This window comes from Bacteroides sp. AM32-11AC, assembly GCF_003603515.1.
Lineage (GTDB): Bacteria > Bacteroidota > Bacteroidia > Bacteroidales > Bacteroidaceae > Bacteroides > Bacteroides uniformis.
In genome coordinates this window covers 59,306-71,573 of the sequence record NZ_QTNH01000009.1, presented here as the reverse complement: position 1 = coordinate 71,573, position 12,268 = coordinate 59,306, and the positions used below count along the sequence as shown (strand labels likewise).

At 47.6% G+C, this 12,268-nt stretch carries 5 protein-coding genes; 1 reads left to right on the top strand and 4 read right to left on the bottom strand.

Features of this window, described 5'->3' with window-relative positions; translation table 11 throughout:
* Positions 1-6: 6 nt before the first annotated feature.
* The 4 genes from DW800_RS11085 to DW800_RS11070 form a co-directional block, all read right to left on the bottom strand.
* Entirely contained in the window at positions 7-1,614 is a 1,608-nt protein-coding gene (locus DW800_RS11085) for a glycoside hydrolase (protein WP_119958067.1), read from the bottom strand.
* 119 nt (positions 1,615-1,733) lie between these two features.
* Positions 1,734-3,395: a RagB/SusD family nutrient uptake outer membrane protein gene (locus DW800_RS11080; protein ID WP_119958066.1), complete on the bottom strand. Its 1,662-nt coding sequence runs from the start codon at positions 3,393-3,395 to the stop codon at positions 1,734-1,736.
* A gap of 13 nt (positions 3,396-3,408) precedes the next feature.
* Positions 3,409-6,459, bottom strand: coding sequence for a SusC/RagA family TonB-linked outer membrane protein (locus DW800_RS11075; protein ID WP_119958065.1), 3,051 nt, complete (start codon positions 6,457-6,459; stop codon positions 3,409-3,411).
* Between the two features lie 22 nt (positions 6,460-6,481).
* Complete coding sequence (locus tag DW800_RS11070; RefSeq protein WP_008665740.1) at positions 6,482-8,002, bottom strand: hypothetical protein; 1,521 nt, start codon at positions 8,000-8,002, stop codon at positions 6,482-6,484.
* 203 nt (positions 8,003-8,205) lie between these two features.
* Here DW800_RS11070 and DW800_RS11065 point away from each other — a divergent pair, with 203 nt between their 5' ends.
* Complete coding sequence (locus tag DW800_RS11065; RefSeq protein ID WP_119958064.1) at positions 8,206-12,261, top strand: hybrid sensor histidine kinase/response regulator transcription factor; 4,056 nt, start codon at positions 8,206-8,208, stop codon at positions 12,259-12,261.
* The last annotated feature ends 7 nt before the right edge of the window (positions 12,262-12,268 follow it).

The following is a 12,268-nucleotide window of genomic DNA, read 5'->3' as shown; positions in this document are numbered from 1 at the left end:
AATTCCTTACTTCAGGCTATACACCACGGTTGTCACACTCTTGGCTTCCAGAATCACCTGCTTGCCTGCCGCCACCGTTCCTTCCACCAGATTCTTGCTACCGGTAGTTGTATAAGTAGCTATTGACTTCGCTTCATTGCTCCATCCCACATGCGTTTCACCTAAGCGAACCGCCTTATCAGACATGTTTGTATAGACGGCCACTACCTTATCCCCCTCGGGAGAAAGCCAGGCGGAACCGAAAAAAGTACGCGATTCGTTCAAGTCGAGGGTAATACGGCGGTATCCCGGACGGATAAAGCGGCTGTAATTGCCCAGTACCCAAAGAGTGGCAGTAGCCTGATAGCTTCCCTCCTGCTCTATATCACCATACTCGCCACCGGCAGGTACCAGCGAAATCAAGAGAAAACGGTTCTTATGCCCCCAACGGGAAACATCCATCGATGTCCAGTAACTCCAGGAAGACACCCCAGCCACAGTGAGGTCATTGTGGATGACCTTCGACATGTAGAAAGCGATATCCATCTCAGAAGCCTGCTCGTAGCCCACGAATTCGGAACTGCTGTAATTATCGCCCAGCATACTCCATTCACTCTGCCAAACATCCAGATTATACTGACCGGCAGCCTGGGCCACTTGCTTGCGCACGTTGCGCATACCGTCCCATGTGCCGTCAGTCCAATAGCTGTGTCCGCAAATGAGATTCTTCACGTGTGCCAAGTCACCCACGTAGGCGGAAGAGCCGGGTGTAAAGAAAGCTGAGAATACATTACTGCGGTTGGCATCGCCTTTCACTTTATACAGATACTCCCAATCACCGGATTCGCCCAAGAGAATGTCTGTGGAAAGCCCCCGGTCATCCAACGACATATCCAACTCGCGTGCCAGTGCAGCCACTTCGTCATTGGTCCAGCCACTGCCCTCCTGACCGCTGTCCCAGTTGTACTGCGGCTCGTTGACGGGCGAGATATGGCTTATGTGATAGCCTTCAGCGGTATAACGGGCCGCTACATCGGCCATATATCCTGCAAAGTCACCATAATGTTCCGGTTTCAGATTGGAAAGTCCCCCTCTGGCGGAAAATCCTTTTCCATTATAGGTGTACTGCACGGGAGGTGTATTGCTGAAAAGAACGAAATTGTTACATCCCAGCTCCTTGGCACGGTCCATGAAGTAACGTTGTCCCTCGCAACGGGTCCAGTCGTACGTCAAGTCATCGGTAAGATAGGATTCCGCACGACGGGATTTGTCCTCGATGCCGCAGGCTTCACCTTGCGCGGCACTGCCGCCACCAAGATTCACCCGCCATTGGGAAAGGCCGATTCCTTTCGGCTTGCCGCCCACAATCTCTGAAGAAAAAAGCAGTTCCGTAATCCCCGCACGATGCGAAGTCCATGACTTGCCCACAAAGGCAGGCGACCAACAGTCCGAAGCGCCAAAGCCGGCTATTGTCTGGAAAGTCTGTCCGGCATCGATGCTCACCAGTTTCTCTACGCTGTTTGTAATGTCCGGACCATCAGGAGTGTCGGGAGTATCCGGTGTAACGGGAGAATCATCGCTGCAAGCCATTGCGGTAAGCAGTGCCGGAAGAATAAAAATGTGTCTCAAATTCATGATATTATTTTGGATTAAAAAAACTGCCGCGGATAATCCATTGCAAACTATCCGCGACAGAATATAAAGACCTATTGAATAATCAGTTCCTGCAACAATCTGCTTTCATCAGAATGTGTTTAATTCCAACCCGGATTCTGGGTAATGGAACCGTTGGACATCGTGATTTCGTACAAAGGAATGGGGAACACCATGTCGCGGTTTTCATTGAAAGTGATGCCTTTGTCACTTGCTTCACCTTTATTTTCCCACTCAAGAGCGTCACGGGTAGCCTCTTCAGTGTTCCACTTCACAAAGGAACCGTTCGGTCCCAGGATATTGCTAATCATCTTTTTACCATTTGTATCAGTCCAGCGGCGGATATCATACAGACGGTTCTGCTCGAAAGCCAATTCCAAACGGCGCTCCAGGCGAATGGCACTTTGCAATGCCTTTCCACTTGCCGTAACGTCATCCAACTTGGCACGTCTGCGCACCTGATTGAGAGCATCACGGGCAGAAGCGTCATCACCCAGTTCATTGCAGGCCTCAGCATACATTAAAAGGACATCGGCATAACGCAGAATGCGGTGATTCAAAGGACTCTTGTCCGTGGCGTAAGCCGTCGCATCGCCTTGGGCACGGTATTTCATCGGCAGGAAATACTTGCGGATGATACGTGCCGACTTATGGTCAGCAGGATTGATAATATAGCAATTGGGGTCCCAACCATATTTATCAAGATATTCCTGATACTTATTCAACGCTTTGCTTGCGTCAATGAAATCTTCGAATTGGTCTTCGCCGGCAATTTCTGTACAGCCCGACTTGATTATTGTCCATTTCAAACGTTCCGTATCACCGGCCTCAATATAAGCTTGCTCCAAATTTGCCGTAGGCTGACACCAGCTCCAACCATCACCAGGACCATTACGGGCACCGGTTACCGTAGCAAGCGCCCCTCCTAAGCCCAAAGTGGGATGATATTCATACTGGATTTCCAGAAGGCTCTCCGCACTGTTGTCATAGTCGACATTCCATACCTGCCCGAAATCGGGAAGCAATTGGTATTCGCCTTCATCTATCACAGTCTTCAACACATCATGGGCAGCCTGCCATTTCTCCTGATAGAGGTACACTTTACCCAATAATCCTAAAGCGGCGCCACGGGTAGCATGCCCTACTTGCGCAGTACTGCGTTGCGGCAGTATTTCGGCAGCTGCCATCAGGTCATCCTCTATGAATTTGTACACGGCTTCTGCCGTAGCACGTTCTGTTCCCTCCACTTCTTCCGGCATTTGGAAACTGGTCATCAAGGGCACCCCGCCAAAATTTCTCACCAATTCGAAGTAATAGTAGCCACGCAGGAAACGGGCTTCTGCCACCAGACGGTCTCTGGTTTCTGTCTCTTGGGTTTCGAGAGCCGCAATGCGTTCTATGGCTATGTTACAACGTAAAATACCTTTGTAACGGTACTGCCAAAAATTGGAGATAGGGCCATTGCTGGCACCGTTTCCCTGATAATGCGCCAATGAGATATAATCACTCTGAGACTGAGAAGTATTCCCCATCCAGGCATCATCCCCACACATTTCGGAAAGTAACCACACGGTGTTGATTTGCCACCATCCTCCATACGTCATAGCCTGATAACAGCTCGTGACTGCGGATTCACACTCTTCTATGGACTTATAATAAGTGTCCACGTTCAATTGCCCGCGTACGTCTTCGGTCAAGAAGTCCTCGCAAGAGGTAAACACCAGCGAAGCAATCAGAACTACTATTGTAAATATTCGTTTCATGGATAATCAAGAATTAAAATTTGAAGTCAATGCCAAACAAGAATGTTCTCGGATTAGGATAAGCCACGTTGTCAATACCGGTATTGATGGCACTGCCAGAGCTGTCGGTAGTACCGTCAACCATCGGGCGTTCGGGGTCCATTCCCGAATAACCGGTAATGGTAAACGGATTCTGTGCAGAGAAGGAAAGACGCAAGTCAGCACCTCCAACCCATTTCTTAGGAAGCGTATAGCCTATCTGCAACAGCTTGCAACGCAAGTAGGAACCATCTTCCACATAGAAACTGGAAACACGGCTATAGTTCAGGTTCAAGTCATTGCTCGACAAATGGGGAATATCATTGCCGGTACCCTCGCCATGCCATGCTTTCTCCAGTGTACCTGCCCAGACATTCTGTCCACCTGAACCGGAGTACCTTCCTTTGGTAACATTGTAAATATCATTACCGAACGTACCATAGAAATTGGCTGCAAAATCAATGTTCTTATAACGCATACCAATATTCAGACCCATCATTAAATCAGGATAAGGATTGCCGATATAATCTTTGTCATTGGCATCGAGCACTCCGTTATGGTCCCGGTCCTTGAAGCGGATGTCTCCCGGTTTTGCATTGGGCTGAATCAGTGTTCCGTGTTCGTCAGTGTGCGCATACACCTCTTCCCAATTCTGGAACAAGCCATCGGCCACGTAACCGTAGAAACGGGAGATAAAACCACCATCTTCGTTACGGATAATCTGGTCGCTATTGAATCCACCGACATTGATAGGACCGTCGCCCGAGAACTTGATGGCCTTGTTGCGTACGGCAGAAAGGTTCAGACCAAGATCGTAAGAGAAATCCTTGCCGATTTCATCGCGCCAGGTAAGTCCCACTTCCCAACCGCGGGCCTGCATACTACCGATGTTCATCCAAATCTGGCTGTTCCAATTATCATATCCCAAAGAGAGGATATTCTGTTTCTGGTAGAGCATGTCAATGGACTTTTTCTGGAAATATTCGAATGTTACACCCAAACGTGAATCAAGGAATGACATATCCACACCTACGTTCCAATCTTCCACAGTCTCCCACTTCAACTGGTTGTTACCTACTGTAGATACGAAGTAACCATTTGCCAACGTATTGCCATAATAGTATTGGGTTTCGCTCAACAAAGTAAGGGTAGCATTATTGTTGATATTCTGATTACCTACACGGCCCCAGCCTCCACGAAGCTTCAGGTCACTGAAGATGTCCTGGTCCTGCATAAATGCCTCACTGATGACACGCCAGGAAGCGGAAACTGACGGGAAGAGGGCATACTTGCTGCCCTTCGGGAAACGGGAAGAACCGTCAGCACGAAGAGATGCCGAAATATAGTAACGGTTATCGTAATTGTACATGACACGACCCAGGAAAGAGACCAGCGTATTGTAAGTGGTTTCACCGTTGGCCTCATCCGTACCCTGCTGTCCGGCATTCACTTCCTGCATCTGGTCCAGATTATTGGGAACATTATCACGCCGTGCCTGAGTATTGTACCATGCAAAACGTTCGGCAGTAAAGCCAGCCATTACATTCAAGTTGTGCTTTTCAGCGAAAGTGTCCATGTAAGTGGCTGTATTCGTCCAGTTCCAGTCAAACCACTCCTGATTGCGGCGGGTGATTTCGTTCAAGTCTTGTTTCTCCAACGGATCCATATTGAACTTCGGAACGAATGAATCAGAACGGCGATAGTGTGCATTGGCACCGAACTGGGTGCGCAACGTCAGCTTTTCTATCGGGTTTACCTGCAGATAGGTATTCAGAATGGCACCCAACTCGCGAGAATGAGCATTGCTACGGGCAATTGAACCGGCGGGATTCCACTCCTGGTTGTTGTAAGAGCGTTGATAGTTGTTGTACTCATTATCCTCCCATTGGTCCTGCGGACGGAATACCGGAGTTGTCGGGTCCATAGCCATGGCTGCCGAGAACTGGTTTGGGGTATCATCCCATGATTCGACACGTGGAGCAATATCAACTCCCAATTTTACATACTTATTAAATGTATATTCAGTATTCAGACGGATATTTATCTTATCCCAATAACCTACATCAAACTGTGAGTTGTTACGATAATAGCCCACGCTAAAGTTATAAACAAACTGTTCTGAGCCACCGGCAACACTAAGTGAATGGTTCTGCACCAAAGCTGTTTTATTGACTACAGTATCCCACCAGTCTGTACCACCGGGATTGGTCGTAGCACCCGTATCGTTCCAGATAGAAGAAAGGCCATCATTCGTATAACGGGTATTGAACACTTCTTTATATTCAGCCGCACCGGCAATATTAGGTTTGGCCACGGTCTGGAAACCAACAGAAGAATTCCAATTGATGCGGGCTTTACCAGTCTTACCTTTCTTTGTAGTAATCAGGATGACACCGTTTGATGCACGTGTACCATAGATAGCGGCAGCCGAAGCATCTTTCAATACTTCCATGGAAGCAATATCGTTACTATTCAGAAAGTTGATATTGTCACCTACCGGCATACCATCCACTACATACAGCGGATTCGTACCGTTTACGGTAGTTACACCACGAATCAGCACCTTCGGAGTAGCTCCAGGGCCACCACCACTGGTGACTTGTACACCATTTACCTTACCCTGCAAAGCATCCATAGCATTACCGGTCACGGTTTCAGTGATTTCATCGCCTTTTACTGTAGCAATAGAACTGGTCAAATCGCTCTTTTTCACAGCACCATAACCGATAACCACCACTTCATCCAGTAATTCCGCAGCCTCCTTCAGTACCACGTTAATCGTAGTACGTCCACCTACAGCTATTTCCTGAGACTCAAAACCAATAGAAGAGAATACCAACACTGCATTCTTGTCTACATTGGGTAATGTATAATCACCGTCGATACCGGTAATTGTACCCGTACCGGTACCTTTCACTTGAACTGTAGTTCCAATCAACGGCTGCTGGTCGGTGGCCGAAGTCACCACACCCTTAACCGTTATCTGCTGCGCATAACCGCAAAGGCTTATCAGCGCAAGACATAATAATAGAATTTGCTTTTTCATATCTTAAATCTAATGTTACTTTTTAATTAGCAGGAACAATCTTGCCGCGACCCAAATGCGCGTCAAACTCAAAGCGGTAGTTGCCGGTCACCGTAACCGTAGGCTTCATCCAGTTGTCACCTACCATCGAGCCGTCTTCCCAACGCTGATTGGTGCCTTCCCAATTAGGATTCACATCCCCTTTCTTACTGAAGTAACCAAACTTCTCTACATTCTGAGAGTCGTCACACCGCCATTCCACATGATCCCACCATCCGTCGGGATGATAATTGGATATGATGAAGTTCATTTCTTCACCGGCTTCCAGCGTCCAAGTTCCATTTTCCGGATAATAGAAAAGATGAGGATTATTTTTATCCTGGGCAAACAACTGATTTCCCGCATCCTGAGGAGAACCTCCCCAACCGATATAGAAATCAATGAACGATTCCCCATTCTCCCAACGGTCAAAACAAGGCTTTCCATATTCATATTTCATCGGATTTGTAGCCTCTGTCACCGAGTACGTGCGCATACTATAAGTAGACTCTTTCACATTGATGTCTATTTCATAATAAACACCAGCCTCATCCAAGACAATAGGTTTAGCCGTTTCCGGGTCATCCGTCAGTTTTGTATTATCCTCCGGATCAAGGCCAAAACAGATAGGAGTAAAGTCTGTCTTTTGCGGTAAGAAGAAAATTTCCGTACCGGCAGCTTTATTATAATAACGTGCACGATATTGGTACTCGCCCGTATGGTTAATCACCATCGGTACACCGAAAATATCACTGTTCAATTCCTCTACGGTTGCCACATCGGCCAGATACATTTTGGGGAAGTCAGGCATTTCAGATACACTGATGGTACTATTGGTCACTGTCTGATTGCCTCTGGCATCCACAGCCGTCAAAGTCACATCGTAACTTTTCACCTCATTAGGCAGAATAATCTTCTCCGTAAAGCTCAAAGTAGATTGCCCGCCAGCCTCTATACGGCGGCTTTCAAAACCTTCTACCCCAGGAATCTCAATGAGTACATAATCCAGTATCCGGTCATCTTTCACCGTGAAATTCAGGTTGAACTTTGTTTCATCCTTTATCAGTACGGTAACCTCCTTACCAGGGGCAATTGTAAATGTAGGATTCTCAAAGTCCCCATCCATCGTTATCAACACATCCTGCGACACTTCACGCCCGCCCGCATCTGTTACGGTCACTTTCACGGTGAAGCGTTCACCGATTTCATCACGCTTGAGGTCATAAGAATAGCTCAACTCATACTCCGTTTGGGGAGCTCCATAGATTTCGACCAAATCAATGGTCTTGTTCAGATAAAGATCGGCACATTGCAAATTGACGGATACAATTCCATCCTGGTCAGCCAACGAACCTTCAATGGTAAAACGATGGCCGGCACCGGATTCAATATGATCCGTCACCAATGTCATTGTCGGAATCTGCCCGTCTACATCAGAGTATCCGTCATCGTCACTACATCCAGTAGTCCATAAAGCCAGCGATAATAACGCCCAGAAAGTGGCGTTAAAGAAATGCTTCTTCATAAATATTATTATTAAAGTTAAACAAAAAAGTACATTTTGTTCCGATTTATAATAATCGGCAATGCAAACATATGCCAATTTTCGATTCAACAGCTGTATAAATCTTGCAGAGAAGGCATATAAATCTGTCAATGCACGATTTGTGCACATCATCTAAAGATTTTATTTGTACTTTTGACTCATGCAATGAAAAACGACCCGTTATGAAGAAGATTCTACTTTCCATTTTCCTATGCCTGCCATTCCTGCTATCCGCGCAGCCATATACCATAAAACATCTGAGTATCCGTGAAGGGCTGTCCAACAACCATGTGGTAAGCATAGCCCAAGACAAACGGGGCTCTCTATGGTTTGCCACAGAAGAGGGTTTAAATAAATTCGACGGAATACGCTTCCTTACCTATTATAAAAAAGAAACAACCGGCAAGCAAAGCATCACCGGCAACGAACTGAACTGTCTGCTGGACGATCCCGTCGACTCCATCTTATGGATAGGAACCCAGCGTGCCGGAATCAATGCATACAATTATGCCAACGATTCATTCATCACTTACAGACACAACGAAAACAACCCTGAAAGCCTGGTTACGGACGACATTACCAAAATCATTGCCGCCTCCGACGGTAACCTATGGATTTGCACCTATTGGAAAGGCGTGGACTATTTTGACAAGCAAACCGGGCAATTCACCCATTACAATACCGAAACCGTACCGGGTTTTGCAAGCAACCATATCTGGTCTGCCATAGACGGTGGTAACGGACTACTCTATATCGGGCATGTGGACCGGGGATTCAGTATACTTTCCATAAAAGACAAGACAGTCAAGAACTTCACACACGAGCCGCAAAACCCCAACAGCCTGCCCGGCAACGAAGTGACATGTGTCTACAAAGACAAAAGCGGAAACATATGGATAGGAACCGATAGAGGAGTGGTACTGTTTAACCCGGAAGCGGAAAGTTTCATCCCCTTCGACGACAAAACCAACTGCATATCGCACCGTGTATATGATATACACCAACTGGATGACAACAGACTTTGGATAGCCATGGAATTCGGCGGCATTGCTGTAGTGGATTTGTCCCAACAGCTTTTCCGTTCGTCGGACCAGATTCATGCGCTTTCTATCCGGGAGGGAGACGATGAATACGGCTTGTCCAACTCCAGTATCCGTTGCCTGCTCCAAGATTCCTTCGGTAATGTATGGGCAGGTTCCTGGGGAGGCGGCATCAACTTCATAAAACGCGAGCCGTCACTCTTCAGCACTTATAAATATTCTCCTTTTCCATCCACCAACAACAGCCTGAACAGTAAAATAGCCTTCGGTGTCTGTATGGACAAAGCCGGTAACCTCTGGATAGGAACCGATGGAGGAGGAATCAACGTATTCAACAAGGGAAGACGAATAGCCATATACAATGCTGACAACAAGAAATTCAGAAGCAATACGGTGCAGGCAGCCTTGTGCGACTCAAAGGGAGGATTATGGTTCGGGCTTTTTTATGGAGGAATAGCCTACTACAATCCCAAGAGCCAAAGCTTCCGGCAGATTTTCTCCGAAGACAAGTCACGCACTGACGTACGTTCCTTTCATGAAGACAAGCAGGGAAACATTTGGGTCGGAACCAGCGAAGGCGTCTATCTTATAGATTGTGACAGCAAGACAATCAAGGCACACTACAATCTGGAGAACAATCTGGCCCGCTGTGTGCTGAAAGATTCCGAAGACCAAGTTTGGGTAGGATTCTTCGGAGGAGGCCTGGGCCTCTATGACCCTCAACTCCAAAGCATCCAGCTCTTCAACGTCCTAGCCAAATTCCCCTCCAATACCATCAATGCTCTCTACGAAGACAGCAGAAAGCGGTTATGGGTGGCCACGGGGGAAGGCTTGGTATGCTTCCCCTCCCTGACAGACAGAAACTACAAAGTATACCAGCGTGAAAGCGGACTGGCTAACACCCACATACAAGCCATCGGTGAGGACAAAGCAGGAAATATTTGGGTGAGCACCAACAAAGGTATCAGCTGTCTTGTGGACAGTAAAGACATTTTCTATAACTACGACTATCACGACAACCTACCCATGGGAAGCTTCAGCCGGGGCAGTGTAGCCTACGGACAAGACGGCAACTTTTACTTCGGCTCTATAAACGGTCTGTGCTATTTCAACCCGGAAGTTGTATTGCAGGAACGCAAATCACCACCCGCATTCATCACCAACATTGAAATTACCGACCCGCTGAACAAACCGGAAAACGGACAGAGCACCATTGCCTTAAACGGACAGAAGAACGTGCAACTGAAATATACACAGAATAGTTTCAGTATCCGGTTCAACATCCAGAACTATGCCCTGGTCAACCAAGTGGAATATGCCTATATGCTGAAAGGACTCGAGAACTCCTGGTATACGCTTACAGACCCCAATAATGTCACCTTCCGTAATCTTCCTCCCGGGAAATACCAGTTCCAAGTGAAAACGCGCATGCGCAACCAAGCATGGTCGGACGCAACCACCTCATTGAACATCCGCATCGCCCCACCCCTTTGGCTTACTTGGTGGGCAAAGTCATTCTATATCCTGCTGTCCCTTATCATCCTTTTCTCTATACTCTATGCCTACAAGAAAAGACTGGATGCTGAAGCACTGTACCAACTGGAGAAGCAGAGCCACGAACACGAGCAGGAACTGAACAACGAACGCCTGCGCTTCTACACCAACATCACCCATGAACTGCGCACCCCGCTTACGCTGATACTGGGTCCGCTGGAAGACATACAGAAAAGTGATACACTATCCACCAAAGACGCACAGAAGATATCCGTCATTCACCAAAGTGCCATCCGGCTACTGAACCTCATCAACCAGATATTGGAGTTCAGAAAGACCGAGACCCAGAACAAGAAACTCTGCGTGAGCCGGGACAACCTCGTACCCCTTATCCGCGAGATAGGCCTGAAGTACAAGGAACTGAACCGGAAGCCAGCCGTCGATATCCGGCTGGTGGTGGAGAAAGAGCATATGCCTATATACTTCGACAAGGAAATTATCCAGACCATCCTGGACAATCTGATATCCAATGCCCTAAAGTACACGGAAAAGGGTAGCATCAGCATCGGTATCCGGCAAGTGGAACGTGCCGAAGTGAACTATACGGAAATCCGGGTCAGCGACACGGGATACGGTATCAAGCCGGAGGCTCTGCCCCACATATTCGACCGTTATTACCAGGAAGGCGGCAAACACCAGGCTTCGGGTACCGGTATCGGACTGTCACTGGTGAAGAATCTCGTAGCCTTGCACGAAGGGGAAATCCGCGTAGAGAGTGCTCCCAATCAAGGTAGCACCTTCTACGTCAGCCTGCTTACCGACAACAGTTACCCGCAGGCACTGCATGCCGATTCGCAGGAAAAGGAAAGCAACGTCCAGCATATAGAAGAGGCACAAGTAAATCAAGTTTCATCCAGCGACAAACCCATATTGCTGGTAGTGGAAGACAATCCGGACATCTGCGACTATATAGCCGAATCCTTCTCCGACCACTTTGAAGTAAAGACTGCCGCCAACGGAAAGCTGGGCAAGGAAAGCGCCCTGAAAGAAATACCTGACATCATCGTCAGTGACATTATGATGCCGGTAATGGACGGAAACGAGATGTGCCGTGAGCTGAAAAAAGACGTGCGCACCAGCCACATACCCATTATACTGCTGACAGCCAAAGACTCGCTGCGCAACAAAGAGGAAGGCTACCAGGTAGGTGCCGACTCCTACCTCACCAAACCGTTCAGCGCCAGCCTGCTGCATAGCCGTATAGAAAACCTGCTCCAGTCGCGGCGCAACCTGGCAAACCATTTCAGCGCCAATGCCGCCATAAGCAATAAAGCGGCTGTCATTACAGAATCGCTCAACAAGCTGGACAACGAGTTTATCCACAAGATAAACCAGCTGATAGAGGAACGGCTTTCTTCAGACAAAATAGACATCAGCTATCTTTCGGATAAAATGTGCATGAGCAATTCCACCCTCTACCGCAAGATGAAAGCGCTTACCGGACTTTCCACCAACGAATATGTCCGCAAGATAAGGATGAAACACGCCGAGTTATACCTGCTGGAAGGCAAATACAACATTTCGGAAATAGCATTCAAGGTAGGTATAAACAATCTGTTCTACTTCCGGCAATGCTTCAAGGAAGAATTCGGCTGCATACCTTCGGAATATCTGAAGAGATTAAAAGAGACCGGAGAGAAATAAGAGACAA

Bases quoted from the DNA above. Each gene is read 5' to 3' on its own strand.
- DW800_RS11085 (WP_119958067.1), bottom strand. From the start codon at position 1,614: ATGAATTTGAGACACATTTTTATTCTTCCGGCACTGCTTACCGCAATG.
- DW800_RS11080 (WP_119958066.1), bottom strand. From the start codon at position 3,395: ATGAAACGAATATTTACAATAGTAGTTCTGATTGCTTCGCTGGTGTTT.
- DW800_RS11075 (WP_119958065.1), bottom strand. From the start codon at position 6,459: ATGAAAAAGCAAATTCTATTATTATGTCTTGCGCTGATAAGCCTTTGC.
- DW800_RS11070 (WP_008665740.1), bottom strand. From the start codon at position 8,002: ATGAAGAAGCATTTCTTTAACGCCACTTTCTGGGCGTTATTATCGCTG.
- DW800_RS11065 (WP_119958064.1), top strand. From the start codon at position 8,206: ATGAAGAAGATTCTACTTTCCATTTTCCTATGCCTGCCATTCCTGCTA.